General features: G+C 61.2%; 22 protein-coding genes and 3 tRNA genes. 13 read left to right on the forward strand and 12 right to left on the reverse strand.

Features of this window, described 5'->3' with window-relative positions; genetic code table 11:
• Nucleotides 1-12 precede the first annotated feature (12 nt).
• The 4 genes from BLU26_RS08655 (at nucleotide 13) to BLU26_RS08670 (ending at nucleotide 7940) form a co-directional block, all read left to right on the forward strand.
• The gene (locus BLU26_RS08655) at nucleotides 13-3849 is read left to right on the forward strand and encodes a DUF1631 family protein (RefSeq protein ID WP_092285751.1); all 3837 of its coding nucleotides are present in this window, start codon (nucleotides 13-15) and stop codon (nucleotides 3847-3849) included.
• A gap of 174 nt (nucleotides 3850-4023) precedes the next feature.
• Entirely contained in the window at nucleotides 4024-5457 is a 1434-nt protein-coding gene (locus BLU26_RS08660) for an alanine/glycine:cation symporter family protein (RefSeq protein WP_092285753.1), read from the forward strand.
• A 54-nt stretch (nucleotides 5458-5511) separates the two neighbouring features.
• Nucleotides 5512-6915: an aspartate ammonia-lyase gene (locus BLU26_RS08665; protein ID WP_092285755.1), complete on the forward strand. Its 1404-nt coding sequence runs from the start codon at nucleotides 5512-5514 to the stop codon at nucleotides 6913-6915.
• A complete protein-coding gene (locus tag BLU26_RS08670; protein ID WP_092285757.1) occupies nucleotides 6912-7940 on the forward strand; it encodes an asparaginase in 1029 nt (342 codons plus the stop codon). Before BLU26_RS08665 ends, BLU26_RS08670 begins: the two co-directional genes overlap by 4 nt.
• A gap of 4 nt (nucleotides 7941-7944) precedes the next feature.
• Here the strand turns inward: BLU26_RS08670 and BLU26_RS08675 are convergent, their stop codons facing one another.
• Nucleotides 7945-8757, reverse strand: a complete 813-nt coding sequence (locus tag BLU26_RS08675) for a helix-turn-helix transcriptional regulator (protein WP_092285759.1) — start codon at nucleotides 8755-8757, stop codon at nucleotides 7945-7947.
• A 214-nt stretch (nucleotides 8758-8971) separates the two neighbouring features.
• Between BLU26_RS08675 and BLU26_RS08680 the strand changes: the two genes are divergently transcribed.
• The 4 genes from BLU26_RS08680 to BLU26_RS08695 all read left to right on the forward strand — a co-directional run bounded on the left by BLU26_RS08680 (nucleotide 8972) and on the right by BLU26_RS08695 (nucleotide 12852).
• Nucleotides 8972-10561 (forward strand): peptide chain release factor 3, encoded by a 1590-nt coding sequence (locus BLU26_RS08680; RefSeq protein WP_092285761.1) that lies wholly within the window; start codon nucleotides 8972-8974, stop codon nucleotides 10559-10561.
• 137 nt (nucleotides 10562-10698) lie between these two features.
• The gene (locus tag BLU26_RS08685; protein WP_092285763.1) at nucleotides 10699-11493 is read left to right on the forward strand and encodes a TatD family hydrolase; all 795 of its coding nucleotides are present in this window, start codon (nucleotides 10699-10701) and stop codon (nucleotides 11491-11493) included.
• Between the two features lie 57 nt (nucleotides 11494-11550).
• Nucleotides 11551-12015, forward strand: a complete 465-nt coding sequence (locus BLU26_RS08690; protein WP_092285765.1) for a hypothetical protein — start codon at nucleotides 11551-11553, stop codon at nucleotides 12013-12015.
• Between the two features lie 18 nt (nucleotides 12016-12033).
• The gene (locus BLU26_RS08695) at nucleotides 12034-12852 is read left to right on the forward strand and encodes an SDR family oxidoreductase (protein ID WP_092285767.1); all 819 of its coding nucleotides are present in this window, start codon (nucleotides 12034-12036) and stop codon (nucleotides 12850-12852) included.
• 7 nt (nucleotides 12853-12859) lie between these two features.
• Here BLU26_RS08695 and BLU26_RS08700 read toward each other — a convergent pair whose 3' ends face one another.
• Nucleotides 12860-13891, reverse strand: coding sequence for a Glu/Leu/Phe/Val dehydrogenase family protein (locus tag BLU26_RS08700; protein ID WP_092285769.1), 1032 nt, complete (start codon nucleotides 13889-13891; stop codon nucleotides 12860-12862).
• A 112-nt stretch (nucleotides 13892-14003) separates the two neighbouring features.
• Here BLU26_RS08700 and BLU26_RS08705 point away from each other — a divergent pair, with 112 nt between their 5' ends.
• A complete protein-coding gene (locus BLU26_RS08705; protein WP_092285771.1) occupies nucleotides 14004-14846 on the forward strand; it encodes a Tim44 domain-containing protein in 843 nt (280 codons plus the stop codon).
• Nucleotides 14847-14927: 81 nt separating this feature from the next.
• Here the strand turns inward: BLU26_RS08705 and BLU26_RS08710 are convergent, their stop codons facing one another.
• Both BLU26_RS08710 and BLU26_RS08715 read right to left on the reverse strand, forming a co-directional pair.
• The gene (locus tag BLU26_RS08710; RefSeq protein ID WP_092285773.1) at nucleotides 14928-15482 is read right to left on the reverse strand and encodes a response regulator transcription factor; all 555 of its coding nucleotides are present in this window, start codon (nucleotides 15480-15482) and stop codon (nucleotides 14928-14930) included.
• Nucleotides 15472-16749: an ATP-binding protein gene (locus BLU26_RS08715; protein ID WP_231702028.1), complete on the reverse strand. Its 1278-nt coding sequence runs from the start codon at nucleotides 16747-16749 to the stop codon at nucleotides 15472-15474. The genes BLU26_RS08710 and BLU26_RS08715 overlap by 11 nt, the downstream gene beginning before the upstream one ends.
• Nucleotides 16750-16900: 151 nt before the next feature.
• Between BLU26_RS08715 and BLU26_RS08720 the strand changes: the two genes are divergently transcribed.
• A complete protein-coding gene (locus tag BLU26_RS08720) occupies nucleotides 16901-17608 on the forward strand; it encodes an SIMPL domain-containing protein (protein ID WP_092285777.1) in 708 nt (235 codons plus the stop codon).
• 23 nt (nucleotides 17609-17631) lie between these two features.
• Here BLU26_RS08720 and BLU26_RS08725 read toward each other — a convergent pair whose 3' ends face one another.
• Both BLU26_RS08725 and BLU26_RS08730 read right to left on the reverse strand, forming a co-directional pair.
• Nucleotides 17632-17847, reverse strand: a complete 216-nt coding sequence (locus BLU26_RS08725; protein ID WP_092285779.1) for a hypothetical protein — start codon at nucleotides 17845-17847, stop codon at nucleotides 17632-17634.
• Between the two features lie 63 nt (nucleotides 17848-17910).
• Nucleotides 17911-18597 (reverse strand): energy-coupling factor ABC transporter permease, encoded by a 687-nt coding sequence (locus tag BLU26_RS08730; protein WP_092285782.1) that lies wholly within the window; start codon nucleotides 18595-18597, stop codon nucleotides 17911-17913.
• 165 nt (nucleotides 18598-18762) lie between these two features.
• Between BLU26_RS08730 and BLU26_RS08735 the strand changes: the two genes are divergently transcribed.
• Nucleotides 18763-18939, forward strand: a complete 177-nt coding sequence (locus BLU26_RS08735) for a DUF3094 family protein (RefSeq protein WP_092285784.1) — start codon at nucleotides 18763-18765, stop codon at nucleotides 18937-18939.
• Between the two features lie 94 nt (nucleotides 18940-19033).
• Nucleotides 19034-20356, forward strand: a complete 1323-nt coding sequence (locus tag BLU26_RS08740) for an NAD(P)/FAD-dependent oxidoreductase (protein ID WP_092285786.1) — start codon at nucleotides 19034-19036, stop codon at nucleotides 20354-20356.
• A gap of 194 nt (nucleotides 20357-20550) precedes the next feature.
• Here the strand turns inward: BLU26_RS08740 and BLU26_RS08745 are convergent.
• The 6 genes from BLU26_RS08745 to BLU26_RS08770 all read right to left on the reverse strand — a co-directional run bounded on the left by BLU26_RS08745 (nucleotide 20551) and on the right by BLU26_RS08770 (nucleotide 24056).
• Nucleotides 20551-20626, reverse strand: a tRNA-Lys gene (locus BLU26_RS08745).
• Between the two features lie 16 nt (nucleotides 20627-20642).
• Nucleotides 20643-20719: transfer RNA gene (locus BLU26_RS08750), tRNA-Pro, on the reverse strand.
• A 13-nt stretch (nucleotides 20720-20732) separates the two neighbouring features.
• Nucleotides 20733-20808, reverse strand: a tRNA-Asn gene (locus BLU26_RS08755).
• Between the two features lie 199 nt (nucleotides 20809-21007).
• On the reverse strand, nucleotides 21008-22555 hold the full coding sequence (locus BLU26_RS08760; protein WP_092285788.1) for a phosphoenolpyruvate carboxykinase: 1548 nt from the start codon (nucleotides 22553-22555) through the stop codon (nucleotides 21008-21010).
• A gap of 176 nt (nucleotides 22556-22731) precedes the next feature.
• Entirely contained in the window at nucleotides 22732-23613 is an 882-nt protein-coding gene (hslO, locus tag BLU26_RS08765; RefSeq protein ID WP_092285790.1) for an Hsp33 family molecular chaperone HslO, read from the reverse strand.
• Nucleotides 23614-23648: 35 nt separating this feature from the next.
• Nucleotides 23649-24056: an RNA-binding S4 domain-containing protein gene (locus BLU26_RS08770; RefSeq protein WP_092285792.1), complete on the reverse strand. Its 408-nt coding sequence runs from the start codon at nucleotides 24054-24056 to the stop codon at nucleotides 23649-23651.
• A 101-nt stretch (nucleotides 24057-24157) separates the two neighbouring features.
• Here BLU26_RS08770 and rimB point away from each other — a divergent pair, with 101 nt between their 5' ends.
• Nucleotides 24158-24619, forward strand: a complete 462-nt coding sequence (rimB, locus tag BLU26_RS08775; RefSeq protein ID WP_092285794.1) for a retropepsin-like aspartic endopeptidase RimB — start codon at nucleotides 24158-24160, stop codon at nucleotides 24617-24619.
• The last annotated feature ends 5 nt before the right edge of the window (nucleotides 24620-24624 follow it).

Below are 24624 nucleotides of genomic sequence, written 5' to 3' on the forward strand. Positions count from 1 at the left end.
TGGGTGCAGTTCATGGAAAAACGGAAATTCCCTCGCCAGATGTGTGCAGTCGATGCGGTGCTGTCGCTGGCCGAAGGAGATAGCCATCACTGCCTCATCAGCGAATACAGCCAGGGCGGTTTGCAGATCACCTTTGATGCCGCCATTGCCGGCGGCATTATCAACAATCTCCATCAGCTCGTAGCCCAGCAGGGCAAGGCCAGCGTCAGCTTTCGCCAGGCCAATCAGCACCTGCGTCTGCCGGTTTCCATAGTGCACATCACGCCGCAGGGCGTCGGTTTGCGGCTGCACAATCCCGACCCGTCCATCTACCGCGTACTGCAACACCTCTCAGCCGCGCAGGCCGACAGCAACAGTGGCAGTAGCTCGCTGACGCACCAGCAACCACTGCTCAGCAACCGACACCGCAAGACCCTGATGCAAGCCGCCTGCACCGTGCTGCACAATTACCTGCGTAGCCAGTATTCCGGCTTCTGCCAGCAGCTCGAACAAGCTCTTTTCACCGGCGCAGATCAGCAATCCAGTACCGCCGCACAGCAACAGTTCCTGATTGCCATCCGTCAGTTTCGCAAGGAGCGTCAGAGTATCTTTGCCGCCCTGAGCCGCAGCATGATTGCCGAGGCAATGGTGGTCAGCAAAGGCAACGCCAATGCCCAGCAACACAGCGCAGGTATAGAGCGCAAACGCGCCTCACCGCTGGAGCTGGTAACCAAAAATGATTTTGAAGACTGGCTGCTGGTGCGGGTCGCCATTTCCAAGGTCGAGTTGAAACTGCGCGAGGCGCTGATAGAGCTGCAGATCCGCGTCGATGCCGCCTTTGGGCAGCGTGACGGTAAGCGGACCTACAACCCCTTTTCCCCCGCGGCGCTGTGCAACAGTTTTTTTGATCAGATACGCCACCTGCAGCTGCCCTATGCCCAGCTCGAAGTGGTGTACTCGGTACTGCAGAAAACCCTGCTCACCGATCTGGACGGCTTTTATCAGCAACTGAACCAGGTGTTCATAGATGCCGACATTCTGCCCTCGATAGACGTTAATCAGTACCTTGCCGAGCAGGCGCTGCAGAAACGCCCGCCGGCGCCGCCGGCTCAGGTTGATCCGGCGCCGGGCGCTAGCGCCGCAGCCCCATCAGCGGCCGAGAAAGCGCCGTCAGAGGCTGGCAGCAGTAGCCAGCCCCTGCCACGTTCCAGCGCATCGAACACCGCCAACCCGAGCGCATCGGCCTACGGTACGGTCACCCAGCTGATGGGCCTGCGCCGCCAGGCACGGGGTGAGTCAAACCGCAGTGGCAGCGCTGTGTCCGGAGAACCCCAGGCTACCGCTCAGCAACTGGGTCATCTGCAGCAGAGCCTGCTGGACGGTAGCGTGCAGCTGCTGAAACCCGGCGCCCTGAAGGAGCTGATGCAGCAGGCCAAGGGCGCTACCACGGGTTTGTCCGACCAGGAGCACGACGCGGCCGATACCATCGAAGGCCTGTTCGACAGCATCCTGCAAAGCGACCGTATTTCCAACGAGCTGCGCGAGGAGTTCAGCAAGTTGCAGGTGCCGCTGCTGCGCGCCATGTTGCAGGACCCGGAGATATTTTCCGCAGAAGGCCATCCCGCTCGCCAGGCACTCAATTACATCGCCCTGCTATCGGATCGCAGCAGCACCAACCTGGCCGCCAATACCCCGGTGATCCTCGACGCCATTCGCAGCATTCTGGGTGACAAGTCGGAGGGCGGCGGCTTCAGCCAGAGCATCGACAAGCTGGATCAACTGGTCAGCCGCGAGAAGCGCCTGATTGAACGCAACCTGCAGCGGATTCGCCAAGGCTGTGAAGGCCAGCAGCGCCTGCGCCACGCCAACCGTCAGATTCAACATGAGCTGGGACGCATGCTGGCCGAGCCTGCTCCGCAGCCGGTGATAGCGCTGATCGAACATGGCTGGCGTGACCTGATGCGCCTCAGTTACCTGCGCGAAGGGGTCGCCAGCCGCTCCTGGGAAATCACCCTGCAGGTCGTTGAACAACTGGTGGCGCAGCACGATCCGGCCCGGCTGTCAGGCCTCGAGCGGACACTGAGCAATAGTGATCTGCTGCGGCTACTGGAAAAGGGGCTGTCCAAGGTCCCCGAGGGCCAGCACAGTCACCGTCTGTTATTGCAGCAGCTCGAAGGTATGCTGCAAGCCGCGCCTGAAGACCTCAGCCTGGTCAGCTACCGGCCGGGCGACACGGCAGAGTCTAACCTGCAGGAAAAACTCGACGCTCTGGCCGATCAGGATCAGACCCTGATGCGCTGGGTAAAGCGCGCGCGTGACCTGCGCACCGCGCAATGGTTTGAGCTCAGCCACGGCAAGCTGCAGGAAAAGCTCGTACAACTGGCCTGGATCGCGGATGACGACAGCCTTTATGTGTTCGCCAACCATCAGGGCACGCAAAAGCTGGAACTGCCGCTGGAACGGGTCGCAACCCTGCTGCGCGACGGCAATCTGGTATTGCTCAGCGATGCGGCGCTACCGGCGGTGGAGCAGGGGCTGGATGCACTGGTACAGAAGGTCTACGACAAACTGGCCTTCGACTCCTGCCACGACCCGCTCACCGGCTTTCTGACGCGCAAGGAGTTCTGCCGCTTATTGGCACAGAAAGTGGCTGCGACCGATGCTGCCGAGGCCCACTACAGCCTGATCTTCATCGACATCATGCAGTTCAAGATCATCAACAATACCTGCGGCTACGAGGCCGGTGACACCTTCCTGCGGGAGTTGGCCCAGCGCCTGAAGAACTTTGCCCCGGCAGACACGCTGGTGGGCCGCATGGGTGCGGACCAGTTTGCCATCGTGCTCAACGAAGAGGCCGAAACCCTGGGCTACAACAGCGCGCGCGAACTAAAGGCGATGATCGAGAGCAAGCGCTTCGCCTATGAAGAGCACAGCTTTGTGATCAATACCGCTCTTGCCCTGGCGGGGTTCAGCCACGGCAACCAGAAAATCATGGAGCTGCTGCGCTCGGTCGAGGCAGCTACCAGCCTGTCAAAAAACACCGGTTACAAGGATGTGCAGGTCGTGCGGCCCGGCGACCAACGTCTGGAAAAGCTGGATGAAATCATGGGCTGGGTGAACCGTATCAACAAGGCACTGGACAACGACAATCTCAGATTGCGCTGCCAGCAAATCACCCCGATCAACGGCAGCGCACGCACCCTGCCGCACTACGAGGTACTGCTCAGCGTGCTCGACGAGCACGGCGAGGCTTCGCCGCCGGCAGAGTTCATCCGCGTGGCCGAGGAATACAACCGCATGGCCGCGGTCGATCGCTGGGTGGTCGAGCATGTGCTGCAGTGGATGCATGAGAACCTGGACGACTTGCACCTGTTTGGCGGTTTTTCGGTCAACCTGTCGGGCCACAGCATGAATGATGAAACCTTTCTCGATTTCATCTTCGATGCCCTGGTGCGCTACCCGGTCCCGCGCGACAAACTGGTATTCGAGATTACCGAAACCGTGGCGGTGACCAACCTCGACGATGCCGCCGACTTCATCAAGGAGATGCGCAGTATCGGCTGTCGCTTCTCGCTGGACGACTTCGGTGTGGGGCAGTCGTCCTACTCCTACCTCAAGCGCCTGCCCGTCGACTTCATCAAGATCGACGGTAACTTCGTGCGCGACATCAACAACAACGACGTCGACTACGCGCTGGTCAAGTCCATCACCGAGATGGGCCACTACCTGAAGAAGAAGGTGATTGCCGAATACGTTGGCAGTGAAGATATTCTCAACACCGTGACCCACCTGGGCGTGGACTATGCGCAGGGCTACCACTTTGGCGCACCGCTGATGCTGGACCAGTTTGATCTGAGCAGGCAACCCTAACGCCTCGGCAGGCCACTGGCCTCGCACCAAAAACAACGCAGATTGGCGCTCAAGCAGCACCAACCAGCGCCAATACGTATCAAGTTACAAACTACTCAAGCGTGTTTCTCTCCGTTTCAATGAGCCTCCGCGTTAACCAATAAAAATCGGCTCAACCGAATTAAGGAGTACGTCATGCTGTCCCTTCTAAGTGATCTGTTGTGGAGCAAGGTTCTGATTGCGCTACTGATCGGCCTTGGCGTGTGGTTCACCATCGCCTCGCGCTTTGTGCAGTTTCGCTATTTCGGCAAGATGTTCGGCATCCTCACCGCCAATCACCATGAAGCAGACAAGCGTCACCTCAGCTCCTTTCAAGCCCTGATTCTCTCGGTCGCTGGCCGGGTCGGTGGCGGCAACATTGCCGGCGTGGCGGTGGCCATCACCCTGGGTGGGCCGGGCGCGATTTTCTGGATGTGGGTGGTGGGCCTGATGGGCATGGCCACCAGCTTCTTCGAATGTACCCTGGCCCAGGTATACAAGACCGCCGAGCCCGACGGCGCCTTCCGCGGCGGCCCGGCGCACTATATCGAGCGCGGCCTGGGCAAGAACTGGAAATGGCTGGCGGTGATCTATTCGATCCTACTGCTGGTGACCTTCGGTATCGGCTTTATCGCGCTGCAATCCTACGCCGTCGCCACCTCGCTGCAGGACGCATTCGACATTCCCCTGTACTACAGCGGCATTGGTCTGGCACTGGTGGTGGGGCTGATCATCTTTGGCGGCGTCAAACGCATCGCCCAGGTCGCGGAAGTGCTGGTACCCATCATGGCCGGCGGTTACCTGCTGATTGCCATCGTCGTACTGGGTCTCAACTTCAACAGTATTCCCGATACCCTGATGCTGATCGTCAACAGCGCCTTTGGTCTGGGACCGGTGGTCGGTGGCGGCATTGGTGCGGCCATCATGATGGGCGTCAAGCGCGGGCTGTTTTCCAACGAAGCCGGTCTGGGCAGCGCGCCGAACGTAGCGGCGGTGGCCTTTGTGCCACACCCCGCCAACCAGGGCGTGGTGCAGTCCTTCTCGGTGTTTATCGACACCATCCTGCTGTGTACCTGCACCGCGCTGATCATCCTCATGGGCACCGCCTATGACCCCAGCCTTGCCGACTCCAGCCAGGGCGTGGCCCTGACGCAGGCTTCGCTGGCTACCCATATTGGCGAATGGGGCCGGGTGTTCGTGAGCATCGCCATGTTGCTCTTCGGCTTCAGCACCGTGCTCTACAACTATTACCTGGGTGAGAACAGCGTCAGCTACCTGACCGGCGGCCGTGGTAACGAGTTCCTGATGAACGGCTTCCGCGTGGTAGTGATCTGCCTTTGCTGCCTGGGCGCGATCATGGACCTGGGTACCGTGTTCGGCTTTGCCGACCTGACCATGGGCTTGCTTGCCCTGGCCAACCTCATCGCTCTGGCCATGCTGTGGAAGAAAGGCCTGCGCGTGATGCAGGACTACGACCGCCAGCTCAAGGCCGGCAACCCGGCGCCAGTGTTCCGCGCCGAGGACTTCGCCGACCTGGATGTGGATCCCGAAGCTTGGCCGCGTCATCCGCAAACCAACCAGCAAGCCTGACCACCCGGCGCCCCAACCACGGGGCGCCCCTTCCCCATTCGGTAGAAAACCACCATGAACACCCGCTCAGAATACGATCTGCTCGGTTATCAGGATGTGCCCAGCGATGCCTGGTACGGCATCCAGACCCAGCGCGCCGCCGCCAACTTTGCCATCACCGGCGTGCCGATTTCACACTTTCCGGAACTGATTCGCGCCCTGGCGCTGGTCAAACAGGCCGCCGCGCTGACCAATCACGACTACCGCCTGCTCAGTACAGAAAAGACCGACGCCATTGTCTCTGCCTGCCAGGACATCACCCAGGATCAGTATCACGACCAGTTCATCGTCGATGTGATTCAGGGTGGCGCCGGCACCTCGACCAACATGAACGCCAATGAGGTGATCGCCAACGTAGCGCTGGTCAAGTTGGGCCATGCGCGCGGTGATTATCAGTTCCTGCACCCCAACGATGACGTCAACCGCTCGCAATCAACCAACGACGCCTACCCCACTGCCGCCTGCCTGGGCATCCAGTTTGCCGCCGATGCCTTCGTGCCGGCGCTGGCGTCGTTGAAAGCCGCGCTGGAAGACAAGGGCCGCGAATTTGCGCACATCCTGAAGATGGGCCGCACCCAATTGCAGGACGCGGTACCCATGACCCTGGGTCAGGAGTTCGACGCTTTTGCAGTAACCCTGGGTGAGGACATCGACCGCATCAGCGAGGCCTGTGCCTTACTCTGCGAGGTCAACCTGGGCGGTACCGCCATCGGTACCGGCATCAATACGCCCGATGGCTACTCGGCCAAGGTGGTGGCCTGCCTGGCCAACATCTCCGGCAAACCGCTGGTGCCAGCGACCAACCTGGTCGAGGCCACCTCGGACATGGGCGCCTTTGTGTTCTTCTCCGGCATTCTCAAGCGTCTGGCGATCAAGCTGAGCAAGATGAGCAATGACCTGCGCTTGCTGTCGAGCGGCCCGCGAACCGGCCTGGGTGAAATTCAGCTGCCCCCCATGCAGCCCGGCTCCTCGATCATGCCCGGCAAGGTCAACCCGGTAATTCCCGAGGCGATGAACCAGACCGCCTATCAAGTGATTGCCGCCGACCTGGCGGTGACCCTGGCCGCCGAGGCCGGCCAGCTGCAGCTCAACGCCATGGAACCCATGATCATCTACAATCTGCTGAATTCGCTGAAGATGCTCAAGGAAGCCTGCCAGATGCTCGAGCACCGCTGCATTCGCGGCATCATTGCCAACGAGCAGGCATGTGCGGCGCACGTGGATAACAGCATCGGTATTATCACCGCGCTGGTGCCGCACATTGGCTACAGCAACGCCTCGCGTATTGCGCACACCGCGTTGATGACCGGCGGTACGGTCAAGGCGCTGATTATTGCGGAGAACCTGATGTCGGAAGCACAGCTGAATTTGCTGCTCAGCCCACAGTCCATGCTGGCCCCGCACAAGGAGGCTTCATGAGCGCGGCGGTGCTGATCCTGTACACGGGCGGCACCATCGGCATGACCGCCACCGAGCAGGGCCTGACGCCCACGCCAGGGTTACGCGCAAGGATTGAACAGCAATTCGGCGCCAGCCTGGCGCAGCTGCCGAGCTTCGACCTGCTGGAACTGGAACCGCTGATCGACAGCGCCAACATCACTCCGGCGCACTGGCAACGGCTGGCCGCATTGCTGGCCGAGCACTGGGAGCATTATCAGGGCTTTGTGATTCTGCACGGTACCGACACCATGGCCTACAGCGCAGGTGCCCTGGCGTTCATGCTGGGCGCCTGCGCAAAGAATGTGCTGTTCACCGGCGCGCAGGTGCCCTTGGGGCTGCCGGGTAGCGACGCCGCCGACAACCTGCGCAACGCCCTGCTGCTGGCGGCCGGCCCGCGTATTGCCGATGTCAGCCTGGTGTTCAACGAGTGTCTGCTGCGCGGTAGCCGTATCCGCAAGGTCAGCAGCAAGCGCTTTGCCGCCTTCGACAGTCCCAACGAAGCGCCGCTGGGCACGCTGAGCAAAACGCCAACGCTACATCACCAGCGCATGCTGAGCGCGCAGACTGCATCACGCCCGCCGCACCTCGCCGCGCAGCTGAACTTTCAGCCCGGCGCCGTGGCGCTGCTCACGCTGCATCCCTGCATGCCCAGCGCGCTGTACGACGCCTTGCTGGCCGACCCGCAGTGCCGCGCGGTGGTGCTACAGAGCTACGGCGCGGGTAACATTCCCAGCCGCGATCAGGCGTTCAACGCCTTTCTCTGCCGTGCCAGGGCGCGGAACAAGATAGTCGTGAACATCAGTCAATGTCTGGACGGCGGCGTCAGCCCCGGCACCTACGCCGCCAGCGCAGCCCTGCAGGAGCAGGGCGTACTCAATGGCGCCGACATGACGCCCGAGGCCGCGTTCTGCAAGCTGCACTGGCTGATCGCCGGTGGCCGCGATCAACAGGCGGTGCGCGATGATTGGGAACACATCTACTGCGCCGAGCGCTCGGCCGGCTGAGCGCTCAGAAGCGCGCCCGAAAATGCCAGTCGCCGGCACCAATATCGTTGCGTACCGAGGCGCGAATATCCTCATCCAGCTCAGGATCATCCGCCGCATACAGACCGCACAGCGATAACACGCGCTGGCGGTCCACCTGGGTACCCAGATACTCGTAAAGCACGCGAGTGCAGCAGGGCACCCGCTCGCCGCTGCCGGAAACCCCCAGGCGCAGGCCGGTAATGCGATCCACCCGATTCTGGAACGACGGATAGAGAATCGTCTGAGTCATTTCAAAGTTGGTCAGGGTTTCATAATCGAGCAGAAAGATGCGGTCAGACAGAAACTGCACCAGCCCCTTGTAGACGCCATGGAACGGCTTGCCGCCGCGCTTGGATTTGATGCGTTCGGTTCGCTGATAACAGACATTGCCATCGCGCCGCTCAAGGCACACCAGGGTGCGTAAGATACTGCCGGGATAAGCCATGGAGAGGTAATACTCGAAGTAGTAACCCAGGTACTTCTCCAGCCCCGACTGCCCCACGCTGTTCAAATGTGCCAGATGCTCGATTTCTGCCGCCGGGGCTACCGGACGCGCCTGCTGCTGCGGCCGCACCTGCACCAGGCGCTGAAACTGCCCATGCGGCAACAGCATTTCGTGGACTTCCACACCGAAGAAATCGCAGAGCCGGCGCATGGTGCTATCCGACGGCTTGTTGCTGCCATTGAGGTAACGATTGAACTGCGGGCGATTGATGCCCAGGCGACGGCAGACTTCGGCGGTGGATTTGTAGTAGCTGCACAGCAGCCGCAGGTTGTCACCAAAGTCGTCGGGCATGGGGGCTCTCCATTTTTGCGCCATACTAGACAATGGCCACGCGCTTGGAAACACGAAGATAGCCGGCTGGCGCCAGCGCTGGCCCGGTCATTTGTCCGCTGTCGATTGTGTCTGTGTGCCGGATCAGGGAAAATGGCCGCCACTTTTCGTTCAAGCCAGGCGCCACGTCGTATCCCGGTCGCGCCGGCCGTCACATTCTGGAACACCTCAGCCGATGTCGAACTCCCCGATCGCCAAGGAAGTCGGTAAGCGCCGCACTTTCGCCATTATCTCCCACCCTGATGCCGGTAAGACGACCATCACCGAGCGTCTGCTGCTCATGGGCCAGGCAATCAGCGTGGCCGGCACGGTCAAATCGCGTAAATCCGACCGCCATGCCACCTCCGACTGGATGGCCATGGAGAAGGAGCGCGGCATCTCGGTGACCACCTCGGTGATGCAGTTCCCCTACCGCGACGGCATGATCAACCTGCTCGACACCCCCGGTCACGAAGACTTCTCGGAAGATACCTATCGCACCCTGACCGCAGTCGACTCGGCGCTCATGGTGCTGGACGGCGGTAAGGGCGTCGAGCCGCGCACCATCGCCCTGATGGACGTGTGCCGTCTGCGCGACACGCCCATTGTCAGCTTCGTCAACAAGCTCGACCGCGACATCCGCGACCCGATCGAGCTGCTGGATGAAATCGAGGAAGTGCTCAACATCAAGGCCGCGCCCATCACCTGGCCGATCGGCTGCTACCGCGATTTCAAGGGTGTATATCACCTGAGCCGCGACTGCATCATCGTCTATGAACCAGGCCACGGTCACGAGCGCACCGAGAGCAAGATCATCGAACGACTGGACTCGGCTGAAGCCCGCGCGCACCTGGGTGACCTGTACGACGATTTTGTCGACCAGCTGGAGCTGGTACAGGGTGCCTGCCACGAGTTTGATCAGGCCGCGTTTCTCAAGGGCGAAATGACCCCGGTGTTCTTTGGTACCGCCCTGGGTAACTTTGGCGTGGACCAGGTGCTCGACGCCGTGGTCGACTGGGCACCACCGCCGCAGTCCCGCGACAGCCATGAGCGCACCGTCGAGCCCGTCGAGGCGCCCTTTACCGGTTTTGTGTTCAAGATCCAGGCGAACATGGACCCCAAGCATCGTGACCGCATCGCCTTTGTGCGCATCTGTTCCGGCCGCTACGAAAAGGGCATGAAACTGCATCACGTGCGTACCGGCAAGGATGTGCGCATCGCCGACGCCCTGACTTTCTTTGCCGCGGAGCGTGAGCACTTGGAAGAAGCCTGGGCCGGCGACATCATTGGCTTGCACAACCACGGCACCATTCAGATCGGCGATACCTTCACCGAGGGCGAGAAAATCGGCTTTACCGGTATTCCGCACTTCGCCCCGGAGTTGTTCCGCCGTGTACGCCTCAAGGACCCGCTGAAATCCAAGCAGCTGCGTCAGGGCCTGCAGGAGCTGGCTGAAGAAGGTGCGACTCAGGTGTTCTTCCCCGAGCGCAACAACGACATCATCCTCGGCGCCGTCGGTGTGCTGCAGTTCGACGTGGTCGCCGCGCGGCTGAAGCAGGAGTACAAGGTGGAATGCCTGTACGAGCCGATCAACGTCTGGTCCGCGCGCTGGGTCGAATCCGGCGATCGCAAGAAGCTGGAGGAGTTCAGCAACAAGGCCACCGACAACCTGGCCGTGGACGGCGGCGGTCACCTGACCTATCTGGCCCCCACCCGGGTCAACCTCAGCCTGATGGAAGAGCGCTGGCCGGACATCAAGTTCCGCGCCACCCGCGAGCATCACTGAGCCGCCACGCGGCTCAGCTTCAAGCCGCAAGCCATAAGCTGCAAGCAACCCCAACCGCGCCCCCAGTGGGCGCATAGCCTGTGCTGGCTTGTAGCTAGAGGCTTGCAGCTCGCGACGCCCAGGCGTAGCGTTCCCCCATGCGCTACATAGACACCCACACCCACCTCGACTTTGCCGCCTTCGACCACGACCGCACGGCCGTACTGGACGATTGCGTGCGCCTGGGCGTTCAGCGCCTGGTGGTGCTGGGGGTGACCGCCAGCAACTGGGCAAGGGTTTGGCAGCTATGCCAGCAGCAGCCGATGCTGCACGCAGCCTTTGGTCTGCACCCGATGTTCTGCCAAGAGCATAAGCCGCAGCATCTGGACCAGTTGCGCCAGCAACTGCAGGATTGCGTGGGCAACCAACAGCTGTGTGCGGTAGGTGAATTCGGACTCGACTTCTATATCGACGGCGCCGACCGCGAGGCCCAGCAGGGGCTGTTTGAGCAACAATTGGCGCTGGCGGCAGACTTTGCCCTGCCCGCGCTGTTGCACGTGCGCCGTGCCCACGCGCAATGCATCGCCACGTTGAAACGCTTCAAGCTCAAGCGCGGCGGCATCATCCATGCCTTTACCGGCAGTCGCGAAGAGGCCGCTGAATACTGCAAGCTGGGCTTCAAGCTGGGCTTGGGCGGCGCGGCTACCTGGCCGCAAGCCCGGCGCCTGCAGCTCACCGTCGCCGAGCTGCCGGCAGCGAGTATAGTGCTGGAAACCGACTCACCCGACATGCCGCCGGGTTTTGCCGCTGGGCAGCGTAACAGCCCGCAGCACATCCCGCAGATTGCCGCCCACCTGGCCGCGCTGCGGGACGAACCCTTGCCGCAGTTTGCCGAACAGTGCTGGCATAACAGTTGTGAATTATTCGACTGGGCCGACACGCCGGTGTCTTGACCCGGCCCCTCTGTTACAGTCAAACCCTCGCACCCCACGCCGATAGAGGAGACGTCCGTGCCATTTCTTGGCGTTGCCATTTTTTTCATCTGGCTGATTCTGCTGTTGCGCTTCCCGCGCGTGATGCTGCCCGTCAGCGGCGTGCTGGCCGGGCTGGGGCTGCTGCTTGGGCTCGGGGTCGGCGTCATGCAGTGGCAGCAGATCAAGCGTATCGAGCAACTGGACTTCACGCTGGCCTATCAGCCGCAACAATGCGAGTTTGGCAAACCCTTGGCCGTGCGTATTCGCAACCAGAGCGAATACCCCGTACAGCAGATTCGCTGGCAGCTGGAAGCCAGCCAACCGGGTTATGACACCAACTTGCTGGATGCCGGCGTGGCACTGGATTTCTCCACCGCTGCGCGCTTGGCACCCGGCGAAGAGCGCCTGCTCTGCTATAGCGTGCCGCGCCTGCGCCGCGGGTACCGCGAGGCAGAACTGGAATACCGCGTCGAGGCGGTACACGCAGACTTCATCCGCTAACCAATAAGGACAATAACAATGAACCAAGAAGTGGCGTTGATTACAGGCTGTTCCACCGGCATTGGTCAGGCACTGGCCCATTGCTGTCTGGATGCCGGCTACCAGGTCTGGGCCACCGCGCGCGATCCGCAGACCCTGGCGCCGCTGGTGGAGCGCGGCGCGATAGCCGTGACCCTTGATGTGAACAACGCCGAGCAGCGCTTGGCCTGTGCCCAACGCCTGCGCAGCGAGGCAGGCCGCCTGGATCTGTTGATCAACAATGCCGGTTACGGCGCCATGGGCCCGATCATGGATGCCGACCGCGACACCCTGCTCAAGCAGTTCGACACCAACGTGTTCGCGCCCTTGCAACTGGTGCGCGATACCGCTGACCTGCTGCGCGACAGCAAGGGCTTGATCGTCAACATCGGCAGTGTATCCGGCGTGACCACCACCCCCTTCTCTGGCGTTTACTGCGCCTCAAAGGCCGCGCTGCACGCCATCTCTGATGCCCTGCGCATGGAACTGCATCCCTTTGGCGTTGGCGTGCTCACGGTGCTGCCCGGCGCCATCGCCTCAGACTTCGGCAATAACGCCAGCGCGGCCATCACGCTGTCCGAGACATCCTGGTTCAAACCCTGGGAGAAAGCGGTGCAGGCGCGCGCCAAGGCCTCGCAGAATGCCCAGTCCACCAGTGCCGCAGACTTTGCCAAGGAGCTGCTGGGTTACGTGAAAAACCCGGTGCGCCCAGAGCAGGCGTTGATTGGCCATAGTGCGCGCAGCATGGTCCGCCTGAAGCGCTGGCTGCCGCTGTCGCTCCTCGACAAGCGCATGCGCAAGCGCTTCAAGCTGGAATAAGCGGGTTTCAGAACGCCGAGTCGGGGTAGAGAATCCGCTCGGCCTGGCGGTCCGCCACTTCGGCGGGCGAGCGCCCTTCGGCCTTGCTCTGCGCGAACACGCTGTCGAGCCGTTCGCCAATCTGTTTCACCCGCGCGGCGATCTCGCCGTGCGCTACCCCGCGGTGCGTCAAGGCCACATGCAGCAAGCCGCCGGCGTTGATCACGTAATCCGGCGCATAGAGGATTCCGCGCGCATCCAACTGGTCGGCCATGTCGATGTCTACCAGCTGGTTGTTTGCCGCCCCGGCCACCGCCGCGCAGCGCAACAGGCCGATACTGCGCTGATTGATAGCACCGCCCAGCCCGCAGGGAGAGAAAATATCGCAGGGCGCCTCGTACACTGCCTCCAGTGCCAGCGGTTGCGCACCCAGTTCCTCTTCGGCCAGGCGCACCTTGCCGTGATCCAGGTCGCTGACCATCAGCTCGGCGCCTTCGGCGTGCAGCAGCTGCGCCAACGCATAACCCACATTGCCCAGCCCCTGCACGGTGATACGCACACCATTAAGGCTGTCCTGCCCAAGCCGCGCGCGCACGGCGGCCCGAATGCCGGCCAGCACACCCAGTGCGGTGTGCGGCGAGGGATCGCCGGCTTCCGTGGTACTGGTAACGTGGCCGGTCTGCTGGGCGATGCAGTCCATATCTGCGCTGCTGGTGCCGCTGTCCATGGCGGTGATGTAGCCACCGCGCAGAGATTCAATGCAGCGGCCGAAGGCCTCAAACAGCGCGGCGCGGTTGGCGACGTGCGGCGGGCGCAGAATCACCGCCTTGCCGCCACCCTGCTCCAGACCGGCCAGCGCGGCCTTGTAGCTCATGCCGCGCGCCAACCGAATGGCATCGGCAATGGCGTCCTCCACGCTGTTGTAGGCCAGGTAGCGACAGCCGCCCAACGCCGGACCCAGGCCGGTATGGTGAATGGCAACAACCGCTTCCAGACCGGTTTGCTGGTCGCTGAACAGATGCAGAGCTTCTAGCCGCTCTGACCGCATGGCTGCAAACATATACGCCCTCCTGCTTTTACACGGTGTCTGAAATAACCATACACACTAATTATGTCCATTGCCCGTGACGCTTTGGCAAACTTGCCGCCTGACTGAATCCGGAGACTGCACAATGCGTTGGATGTTGCCCTTTTTTACTGTGATGCTGATGGTGGTGGTCAGCGTTCCCGATGCCGAAGCCCGTCGCATGGGCGGTGGCAAGAGCTTTGGCAGTGCCCCTGCCCACCAGAGCCAGCCGGCGCAGCGCCAGCAAGCACCCCGTGATCAAGCCGCAGGACGCCAACAGCAACCGGGCGCGGCAGCAAGCTCCGGCGCCAGCCGCTGGCTTGGCCCCCTCGCCGGCATCGCCGCCGGCGGACTGCTGGCGGCCATGCTGTTCGGCGATGGTTTTGAGGGCATTCAACTGTTCGACATTCTGCTGCTGGGCCTGATCGCCTTTGTGCTGTTCAAGCTGTTCGCCCGCCGCCCGCAGGCCAATTTGCAACCGGCGGGTGGCGCGACCATGGAACGCCCGCAAGCGCCCATTTTCGGTCGCACCGCCGCACCCGGCGCGGCTACCGCCAGCGCCGATCTGTTGCAGGACGCACCAGCCTGGTTCGACGCACCGTTGTTTCTGCGCGGCGCCGAGGAGCACTTCCATACCCTGCAACGCCACTGGCGGGACGGTGATCGCGCGGCCATGGCCGAGTATCTCGATCCATCGTTGCTCCAGGTACTGATGCAACAGCGCGAAGAGCAACCGCCAGCCGTCAACGGTTTTGTCGAGCAGCTGAGCGCACGCCTGGACGGCATCAGCCAGAAGGACGGCCGCACCCTGGTGACGGTGAGCTTCAGTGGCCTGGATCGTGACCATCCGGAACACGAGGGTCAGTGGTTTGATGAAAGTTGGGCACTGGAGCGTGCCGACGGAGACAACCAGCCCTGGGTAATTGTCGGCATTCGCCAGAACGCTTAACGCGAACCGCGAAAAGCAAAAAGCAAAAAGCCCGTTCCGGTTACGGTTCGGGCTTTTCCTTTGCCTGCATGGCGGTGCCGTTCACCGACGCACCGGTCGCTTCTGCAGTTTGCGTTGCAAGGTGCGGCGGTGCATGCCGAGGGCGCGGGCGGTAGCCGAGATATTGCCGTCGTGTTCCGCCAGCACGCGCTGAATATGCTCCCACTGCAGCCGGTCGACCGACATCGGGTGCTCCGGCACCAGGGTGTCGGGGTCAGCCTGCTCGGATAGCAACGCGGTCAGTACGTCATCGGCGTCCGCCGGTTTGCACAGGTAGTTGCAGGCACCGCGTTTGATCGCCTCCACCGCAGTAGCAATGCTGGAATAGCCAGTCAGAATAACGATCTTCAGTTCAGGGTACAGCTCCAGCAGGCGGGGCATCAGCACCAGCCCCGAATCCCCCTCCATCTTCAAATCGAGTACGGCGTAGTCTGGCTGGCGCTCACGGGCGATCTGCATCGCCTCCTCGGCGCCACCGGCGGTGTCTACACGCAAACCTCGGCGGCTCAATGCGCGCGCCAGCACCCGGGTAAAGGTCGGATCGTCATCTACCAGCAACAGCAGGGGCTGCTCTTCCGGGCTCAATTCATCGCTCATGCCTGATCTCCTGTGCAATCGGCAATGTTACTTCGGTCAAGGTACCACCCTCACTCTGATTGAACAGCCTTACCGTGCCGCCAATGCGCTCGACCGCTGCCTGACTGAGAAACAGCCCCAGGCCGAAGCCCTTCTTGCCCTTGGTGGTCAGAAAGGCTGTGCCCAACTGTTCGGCAATGTGCAGCGGCACGCCTGGCCCGCGGTCGCGGATGTGCAGGGTAATACAGCGCTGATCCCAGGTCAGGCTGATGCGCAGCTGCTCGGGGCAGGCATCGGCGGCGTTGTTCAACAGGTTGAGCATGGCCTGGCCCAGCTCCGGGCTGGCCCGCAGGCTGGGAGCCGCGCCCTGCGGCAGGGCCGCCCACTGCCAGGACACCTCCGGCCGCATCAATTGCCAACGTGCCAGCAGCGCCCGCAGCCAGTCGTCCGCCGGCTCGACCCGCTCCGGCTGACGGCGGTTGTCTTCAGCGCTGCGCACCATATGCTGCAGACTTTCCTTGCACAACCGGACCTGCTCCTGCAGCACCGCCAGATCCTCCTGCAACTCGGGCTCGGAATAGTCCTTGCGGATGTCCTTGAGCAGCACGCTCATGGTCGACAGCGGTGTCGACAGCTCGTGGGCAGCACCGGCCGCCACGCTGGCGATTCCCAGCAACTGGGCGTCGCGAATGCTCTGCTCGCGGCGTTCAGCCAAGTGTTCTGCGTGCTGGCGCAGGGCATCGGCCATGCGCACCACGAACAGGCTGATCAGGCCGGCGCTCATGGCAAAGTTCAGCCACATGCCAATCACGTGCAGGCTGACCAGACCGCCACCCAGCGGCACGTCAAAGGCCGTCAGCGGCACATACCAGACCAGCAGCGCACTGTAGGAGGTCACTGCCACCACCGCCAGCACGGCAGTAAAGAACCAGGGCAGCGTGGCTGCCGCGATGGTTAAGGGCACCAGGTAATAGGACACGAAGGGGTTGGTCGGGCCGCCCGAGTAATACAACAGTACACTGTGGATAAACATATCGAACAACAGTTGCAGGCCATACTCCAGGCTGGTTACCGGCCAGTCGCGGCGTAGCCGCAGCAGGGTCAGAATGCTGACCAGCGCCGAACCACCCAATGCCAGCAGCAGCGGCGTCCAGGGCAGCGGAAACCAGCCACTGAGATAGGCCGCCAAGACCGAAACGCTTTGTGCCAGCAGCACCAGCAGGCGGATAAGAATCAACCGCCAGAGGTTTTGTCGGGATGGCGAAAGGGCCAGGGTATTGGGGCTCATGATTGATCGCATGGGTATGCCAGACTCCAGTATAGGCGCGCACTGCGGCTGCTTCGCGCGACACAGGGTCGCACAAAGCGGCGATTCAGGGGAGCGGGGAACCGTTGCAACGCCCATCTGTCTGATTCAGCAACATCAAGGAGACCCAATAATGCGTGCACTTCATCTTCCCTTGTCCGGCCTGTTTCTGGGCATGAGTCTGCTGGCCGCCACCGCGCAGGCCGAACCACTGCGTTACAACCAGGTATCCCTGCATGCGCAGGTGGAGACCTCGGTCAATCACGACAACATGAGCGTGACACTCTTCACCGAAGCGCAGAACGAAGACCCGGCGAAGCTGGCCGAACAGATCACCCGGACCCTCAATGACGCCCTGAGCACCGCGCGCAAACAGGAGAAGGTCAAGGTCAGCAGCGGTAACCGCAGCAGCCAGCCGGTGTACGACGAGAAGCGCGAAAACATCATTGCCTGGCGTGAACGCGGGGAAATCGTGCTGGAAGGCAGCGACTTTGCCGCCATCTCGAGCCTGACTGGCGAGCTGCTCGGCGACCTGAGTCTGGCCGACATGCAATTCAGTCTGTCACCGGCGAGCCGCAGCGACACCGAAGATACGCTGATTGCCGACGCCATTGAGGCATTCAAGTCACGCGCCAACATCGCTACCCGCAGCCTGGGCGGCGCCGGCTACAAGATCGTCAACCTGAACCTGAATACCCAGTTCATGCAACCCATGCGCTACCGTGGCCAGCAAAAAATGGCCATGGCCGCCGACATGGAAATGAGCGCCCCCGCTGTTGAGGGTGGCCAGTCTGACGTCACCGTCAGCGCCGACGGCACCATCGAGATTCAGGGGCTCTAACCTCCCCCTGCCTGCGTCCCGCCTTAGGGGCGCATGAAGGCGTACTCTTCATCCTCATCGAGGTTGTCAGCGAGAAATTTCAACTCGCTGGCAATATCATCCATGCTGCGCGCGCGGCGGTATACCGCAATCACCTCGGTCATCATCGCTCGGGCAAACGCCTGCTCGTCATAACCCTCGGCGCCGGCCTGCTCGATACCCTGTGCCATTACCGCTTTTGCCATCTTGTATGCCGACATGCCTGATCTCCTGGTAAAGACTGTATTGCACCACATCCTGAGCACTGTTGACGTTGATCTGGCTCAGGATTTGTCGTTGGAATCGAACGGTTCCTGCAGGTAACGGTCGGTGTTGAAGGTATCGACCCAATCCGGACAAAACACGATCAACGCCGCCACTGCGGTGCCATTGATGAAACCTTCGGGGAACATCACCAGCAACAGGTAACCCATTAGCTCAACCAGGCTGCTCGGCGCCTGTAGCGCACCCGACCAACTGAGCAAGCCCATGCCCACCAGCACGGTCGCCACCGCGGCCAAACCGGCGGCAAAAAAGCCACTGATGAAAATATAAAGGAACAGATTACGTGGCTGAAAGGACTCCAGCGTTCGACTGAGCAGCAGCGTGACGGCCACGGGCACCAGCACCCGCAATAGCCCGTTTACCCCCAGCGCCGCCAGATCATCCAGCCCCAGCAGGCATAAACCGATCTGCGCCAAGGTGCCGGCCACAATCGCCAACGGCCAGTCAAGCAACAGCATCACCGCGGTCATGCCGATAAAGTGCACGGTCAGGCCGTTATCAAATTCGCGGCGCACCAGCCACAACGCAAACAAGGCGAAAACACTACCGAAGAACAGGTGATGACGCCGTGTATCGGCAATCAGCTCCACCCAGCGCACCTGCGTCAATGCGCCCAGGAGCACGAATACATACAGCAGCGTACCCAGCAATAGCTGGCCGGGCGTCAACAAGGCGGCAGAGAGCATGCAGCACCTCCGAATCATCTGGCCCAGCATGATAGCAGCCGCGCGATGGAAACTCAGCCGTGCCCAGCGCGGATGCAATAAGTGCGGCGGCGTACTAGAATGACCCCATAGTCAGTCAAGCCTCCGCGCAGCACAGTACTGCGCCGTCCATAAAAAGGTCATGTCATGTCCAGCCGCCTGAATCCGCAGGACCAGCAACGGGTAGACAGCTATCTGGAGTCACCGATTCATCAAGTACCGCGCCGCCCGTTCAAGGTGTGGATTCTGCTTGCCCTGGTCGCCGGCTCGGTGCTGGTACTCGGCCTGCTCTCGCGCATGCTTGGCCAGCTGGTGGTCGCCTAGCGGACAACCTCTCGTCCCCACTGCCACCGATGACCCCTGCCCTGCCTTACAGCCTGACTGACGCCCGGCTCTTATACTTGCGTGAGTAAAACCTATGTCAGACGCAACATCCGTTAGTCAGCCCGCCCGCATCCTGATCGTCGGCGGCGGTGCTGGCGGTCTTGAACTTGCTACCAGCCTGGGTCGCAAACTGGGCAAAAAAGGCAAGGCCAAGGTCACCCTGGTCGATATCAACATGACCCATATCTGGAAACCGCTGCTGCACGAAGTTGCTGCCGGCTCGTTGAATTCCACCGACGACGAACTCAACTACGTTGCCCAGGCCAAGTGGAACCACTTCAACTTCCAGCTGGGCGCCATGATCGGCCTGGACCGCGAGCAGCGCAACATTACCCTGGCGCCGCTACTCGATGAAAAGGGCAATGAACTGGTCGCTAGCCGCACCCTGGACTACGACTATCTGGTCATTTCGGTCGGCAGCACGACCAACGACTTCAACACCCCGGGCGCCGCGGAGCACTGCCTGTTCTTGGATACCCGCGCCCAGGCCGAGCGCTTCCACCGCGCCCTGCTCAATCAGTACATGAAGACCCAGGCGACTGACCTGCAGGCCCCCGGGCAGCAGATCAACGTGGCTATCATCGGCGCCGGCGCGACTGGCGTCGAGTTGTCGGCAGAGCTGCACCACGCCGCGCAAATGCTGCAGGCCTATGGCTTTGATCGCATCAAACCGGAAGACCTCAACATCAACATCATCGAAGCCAGCGAACGACTCCTGCCGGCATTGCCCGAGCGTATCAGCGGCCCGGTTACCCAGGTGCTGAACGGCCTGGGGGTCAAGCTGCACACCGGCTCAGCGGTGAAGGAAGTGGCGGCTGATCGCCTGATCCTGGCCAACGGCGAAGAGGTTCCCGCCACGCTCAAGGTGTGGGCGGCGGGCATTCGCGCGCCGGTATTTCTTACCGGGCTGGGCTTGCCGACCAACCGCATCAATCAACTGGAAGTTGAACGTACGCTACAGGTGAAGGGTGAGGATCGCATCTTCGCCTTCGGCGACTGCGCTGCCTGCCCGATGGGCGACGAGGGCCGCTTCGTCCCCCCACGCGCGCAGGCAGCCCACCAGCAAGCCAGCCTGCTGGCCAAGAACCTGCGCAAGATTCTCGAGGGCAAACCGCAGGAAGAGTACCGCTATCGGGATTACGGCTCGCTGATCTCGCTGTCGAGCTTCAGCGCCGTGGGTAACCTGATGGGCAACCTGACCGGCAACGTCATGCTTGAGGGCCGTCTGGCACGGATGTTCTACGTGTCGCTGTATCGGCTCCACCAGATGGCGCTGTACGGCCTGCCAAGGACCATGATGTTGATGTTGAGCGACCAGTTCGGCCGCTCAACAGAACCCCGCCTGAAACTGCACTGAGGCGCTCAGGGCGCGCGGCCGCGCGCCCTTCCCTGGCATGCCTGACGAGTTGACCGAAAACCAAACCTGCCGCGATCCAGACAAAACGCAGACGCGCGAAAGCGACGCAGCAAAGGATGCTGAAGCGGCTTGAAATCAAATAAGTTTGGACTGTTGCAAGAATGTGTCGCGAGAGGACTGCAGAGAGGTTTGAGTGGTGGGTCGTGTAGGATTCGAACCTACGACCAATTGGTTAAAAGCCAACTGCTCTACCAACTGAGCTAACGACCCATCATGCTCAAAAAAGTGGTCGGGGTAGAGGGATTCGAACTCTCGACATCCTGCTCCCAAAGCAGGCGCGCTACCAGGCTGCGCTATACCCCGATCCTGCTTGAAGTGGCTCCGCGACCAGGACTCGAACCTGGGACCCAATGATTAACAGTCATTTGCTCTACCAACTGAGCTATCGCGGAATTACCTTCAAACTCTCAACCTGGGCCGTGGTTGGTAACACATAACCCCTGCTGAGGCGCGCCATTTTACCGACCAGCGCAAAGCTGTCAACCTTTTTTAAGCCTTTTATTTCAATACGCTATGCCCATCCCTGCACAGCAGCCCAGAAACACAAAACCCGCCGGATGGCGGGTTTTGTCAAGCACTGCAGAATGCCGCTCAGCCGAGCTGAGGACCTGCTGCCACTATGCTGTCAGCCACCTCGAACTTCTTGAAGTTCTCGACAAACAGCTTCGCCAGATCGGCCGCAGCCTTGTCATAGGCCGCCGGATCAGCCCAGGTGTTGCGTGGGTTCAGCAGCTTGGTCTCAACGCCCGGTACCGCCTTGGGCACGTCGAGATTGATGCCAGGCAGGTGCTCGGTCTCGGTACCGATCAACGCGCCGGACTGAATCGCGGAAATGATGCCGCGGGTAGTCGGAATGCTGAAGCGCGTACCTTCACCGTAAGAGCCGCCAGTCCAGCCGGTATTGACCAGATAAACCTTGCTGCCGAAGGCGTTGATGCGCTTGATCAGCAGTTCGGCGTACTCACCCGCCGGGCGCGGGAAGAAGGGTGCGCCGAAGCAGGTTGAGAAGGTCGACTTGATACCGCCGCCAGAGCCCATTTCAGTCGAGCCCACCAACGCGGTGTAACCAGACAGGAAATGATAAGCCGCCTGCTCGTTATTCAGGATCGACACCGGTGGCAACACGCCGGTCAGGTCGCAGGTCAGGAAGATGATCGCGTTGGGCTCACCGGCACGGTTGGCTACAACGCGCTTCTCGACGTGCTCCAGCGGGTAGGCTGCGCGGGTATTCTGGGTCAGGCTGACGTCGGCGTAGTCGGCGGTACGGGTAGCGGGATCGATCACCACGTTCTCGACAATGGAACCGAACTTGATGGCGTTCCAGATGACCGGCTCGTTTTTCTGCGACAGGTCAATGCACTTGGCGTAGCAACCGCCCTCAATGTTGAACACGCTGCCTTCGGCCCAGCCGTGCTCGTCATCACCAATTAGGTTGCGCGACTCGTCGGCAGACAATGTGGTCTTGCCGGTACCAGACAAACCAAAGAACAGGGTGGTGTCACCTTCGTCGCCGACGTTGGCGGCACAATGCATCGGCAGTACATCCTTGGCCGGCAGCAGGAAGTTCTGTACCGAGAACATCGCTTTCTTCATTTCACCGGCGTACTGCATACCGGCGATCAGAACCTTGCGCTGGGCAAAGTTGAGGATCACGCAGCCGTCGCTGTTGGTACCGTCGCGCTCGGGCTCGCAAGTAAAGTGCGGCGCGTTGAGAATCTGCCAATGGTCTTTCCCGGCCGGGTTGTACTGCTCGGGATTGATGAACAGCGTGCGGCCAAACACGTTGTGCCAGGCCGTCTCGGTTTCCATGACGACGGGTAGGTAATGCTCGGGGTCTGCACCCACGTGCACGTGTGACACAAAACTTTCACTGGCGCCGAGGTAGGCTGCAACACGGTCCCACAGGGCGTCGAACTTGTCGGCCGGGAACTTGCGGTTGATCGGGCCCCAGGCAACAGCATCCTGAGTGGAGGGCTCTTCGACGATGAAACGGTCCATCGGAGAGCGGCCGGTGCGTTCGCCAGTCTTGACTACCAGTGCGCCGTTATCAGCCAGCTGGCCTTCCTTGCGCTGAATAGCCAGCTCAATCAGCTGAGCAATGCTCAGATCGGTGTACACAGTGTTGGTAGCTTGCGTCATCAAACATAGTCCTCTTCGACTTAGACCGAATATTCCATAAAGACCGACAATCCGGCCTCAGCACGTGGGGGGTGTAAGGTTTAGTTATCATCCATTGATACAGCGCCGACACAGCGCGCAGGCGCGCCATTATGCCAAAAAAAATCACAACACGCTAAACGTCGTCTGCCCGGCGGTCAGTGCAATTGGCGGGCATGCTCATCAGCGGCATTGAACAGGGCCTCAACCGCCGGCTCATCATAGCGATAACGCGCGTTGCAGAACTGGCAGTCCACCTCTATCTCACCGCCCTGTTCGCGCAGCAATTCGAGCACATCCGGCTTGCCGAGACTCACCAGTGCATTGCCGGAGCGCTCGGCAGAACAGCTGCACTCAAAGCGCACCGGGCGTGCGTCAAAGAGCCGCAGCGGATCCTGATGAAACAGCCGATGCAGCAGGGTTTCGTTATCCAGTCCGATCAGTTCCTCTGCGCTCAGGGTGTCGGCCAGCACATTCAGGTGCTCCCAGGTGGCGGCGCGCTCCTCGCGGTCGGGTTGGCGGTCGACCGGCAGCGCCTGCAGCAGAAAACCCCGCGCCATGCGGCCGTCGGCCTGCAAGCGGAAGCGGGTGGGCAATTGTTCGGAGTTGGCAAAATAGCCATCCAGCGCGGCCGCCAGTGAGCCCCCTTCCAGTGACACTATGCCCTGGTAGCGTTGCCCGTTATCAGGGTCGATGGTGATGGCCAGCACGCCGCCGGGCATCAGCTCGTTGAGGCCGCAACCTTGCAGATCGTCGGCGTAACGGGCAATACCGCGCACCGCCTGATCACTGGAGCATTCGACCATGAGCGTGGAAACAGGGCCTTCAGACTTGGCTTGCAACACCAGCAGGCCGTCAAACTTGATTGTGGTAGACAGCAATACCGCTGCCGCCAGCATCTCGCCCAGCAGTGCCTTGACTGGTTCGGGATAGGCGTGTTTGGCAAGAATCTCGCGATAGCTCTGATCTGCCGAGACCATTTCGCCGCGTACATCGGCGTTCTCGAACAGAAAACGTTGGGTAATATCCTGCGACGCCATGCTGGACTCCTCGCAAAAGGCGGAATTATAACCAATCAGTCGTCGGCAGGTGCATTACGTTCATCGCGAAAACGATGGATCTGCCGCCGCTGCTTTTTGGTCGGCCGGTGTTCGCTGATCAGACCGCCTGCGCCCAGCGCCTTACGCTGCAGTGCTGCGGCCTCGCGGCGATTGCGACTGTCCGCGCTTTCGGCATACAGCGTCTGCGCCTCGGGGGCGCCGCGGCGCTGCTCGCTCAACACCAGCACCGCCACCTCGCGCACATCAAAACCCTGGCGTATCTGCAACTGATCGCCCACGCGGATTTCCTTGCTGGGCTTGCAGCGCTCGCCCTGACACTGCACTTTGCCACCCTCGATTGCGGCCTTGGCCAATGAGCGGGTTTTGAAGAATCGTGCGGCCCACAGCCATTTATCCAGGCGCAACTTGCCATCTTGCTGCATAAGGTCTGTACTCCCCTTTCGGCCTGCAGTTTAACAGGCTTGTCGAAACCCGTGCGTTACCGCATGATGCGCGCCATTGGCTGCGGGCTGGAGAATTCACCATGAAAACCTTTGACCACTTGACCGTCATTGGCCTGCGCGAGTGGGTCGGGTTGCCGGCGCTTGGCATCGATCAAATTCTCGCCAAAATCGACAGTGGCGCCAAGACGTCTTCGCTGCACGCCAGCAATATTGAAACATTTGAACGCGACGGTGAGACCTGGGTGCGCTTTGACGCCCACGTCGGTAGCCGCAGCAAGCAGCGTACCCGTCAGTGCGAAGCGCAACTGATAGAACTCAAAAGAGTCAAAAGCTCCAACGGCCACCTGCAGGAGCGCCACACCATTCGCACGCAAATGGTGCTGGGCGACAAATGCTGGCCAGTGGAGTTCACCCTGACCTGCCGCAAGGCCATGCGTTACCGCATGCTGATGGGCTGTACCGCCATGCTCGACGGCAACCTGGTCATCAACCCCGGGTTACGCTTCGTGCAGGACAAGCCGCAAACCCAAGAATTTGCCTGATTCCC

This window comes from Halopseudomonas sabulinigri, assembly GCF_900105255.1.
GTDB lineage: Bacteria > Pseudomonadota > Gammaproteobacteria > Pseudomonadales > Pseudomonadaceae > Halopseudomonas > Halopseudomonas sabulinigri.

Excerpts from the sequence above, each read along its gene's own strand:
- BLU26_RS08655 (WP_092285751.1), top strand. The coding sequence starts at position 13 with ATGGAAAAACGGAAATTCCCTCGCCAGATGTGTGCAGTCGATGCGGTG.
- BLU26_RS08660 (WP_092285753.1), top strand. The coding sequence starts at position 4,024 with ATGCTGTCCCTTCTAAGTGATCTGTTGTGGAGCAAGGTTCTGATTGCG.
- BLU26_RS08665 (WP_092285755.1), top strand. The coding sequence starts at position 5,512 with ATGAACACCCGCTCAGAATACGATCTGCTCGGTTATCAGGATGTGCCC.
- BLU26_RS08670 (WP_092285757.1), top strand. The coding sequence starts at position 6,912 with ATGAGCGCGGCGGTGCTGATCCTGTACACGGGCGGCACCATCGGCATG.
- BLU26_RS08675 (WP_092285759.1), bottom strand. The coding sequence starts at position 8,757 with ATGCCCGACGACTTTGGTGACAACCTGCGGCTGCTGTGCAGCTACTAC.
- BLU26_RS08680 (WP_092285761.1), top strand. The coding sequence starts at position 8,972 with ATGTCGAACTCCCCGATCGCCAAGGAAGTCGGTAAGCGCCGCACTTTC.
- BLU26_RS08685 (WP_092285763.1), top strand. The coding sequence starts at position 10,699 with ATGCGCTACATAGACACCCACACCCACCTCGACTTTGCCGCCTTCGAC.
- BLU26_RS08695 (WP_092285767.1), top strand. The coding sequence starts at position 12,034 with ATGAACCAAGAAGTGGCGTTGATTACAGGCTGTTCCACCGGCATTGGT.
- BLU26_RS08700 (WP_092285769.1), bottom strand. The coding sequence starts at position 13,891 with ATGTTTGCAGCCATGCGGTCAGAGCGGCTAGAAGCTCTGCATCTGTTC.
- BLU26_RS08705 (WP_092285771.1), top strand. The coding sequence starts at position 14,004 with ATGCGTTGGATGTTGCCCTTTTTTACTGTGATGCTGATGGTGGTGGTC.
- BLU26_RS08710 (WP_092285773.1), bottom strand. The coding sequence starts at position 15,482 with ATGAGCGATGAATTGAGCCCGGAAGAGCAGCCCCTGCTGTTGCTGGTA.
- BLU26_RS08715 (WP_231702028.1), bottom strand. The coding sequence starts at position 16,749 with ATGAGCCCCAATACCCTGGCCCTTTCGCCATCCCGACAAAACCTCTGG.
- BLU26_RS08720 (WP_092285777.1), top strand. The coding sequence starts at position 16,901 with ATGCGTGCACTTCATCTTCCCTTGTCCGGCCTGTTTCTGGGCATGAGT.
- BLU26_RS08725 (WP_092285779.1), bottom strand. The coding sequence starts at position 17,847 with ATGTCGGCATACAAGATGGCAAAAGCGGTAATGGCACAGGGTATCGAG.
- BLU26_RS08730 (WP_092285782.1), bottom strand. The coding sequence starts at position 18,597 with ATGCTCTCTGCCGCCTTGTTGACGCCCGGCCAGCTATTGCTGGGTACG.
- BLU26_RS08735 (WP_092285784.1), top strand. The coding sequence starts at position 18,763 with ATGTCCAGCCGCCTGAATCCGCAGGACCAGCAACGGGTAGACAGCTAT.
- BLU26_RS08740 (WP_092285786.1), top strand. The coding sequence starts at position 19,034 with ATGTCAGACGCAACATCCGTTAGTCAGCCCGCCCGCATCCTGATCGTC.
- BLU26_RS08760 (WP_092285788.1), bottom strand. The coding sequence starts at position 22,555 with ATGACGCAAGCTACCAACACTGTGTACACCGATCTGAGCATTGCTCAG.
- hslO (WP_092285790.1), bottom strand. The coding sequence starts at position 23,613 with ATGGCGTCGCAGGATATTACCCAACGTTTTCTGTTCGAGAACGCCGAT.
- BLU26_RS08770 (WP_092285792.1), bottom strand. The coding sequence starts at position 24,056 with ATGCAGCAAGATGGCAAGTTGCGCCTGGATAAATGGCTGTGGGCCGCA.
- rimB (WP_092285794.1), top strand. The coding sequence starts at position 24,158 with ATGAAAACCTTTGACCACTTGACCGTCATTGGCCTGCGCGAGTGGGTC.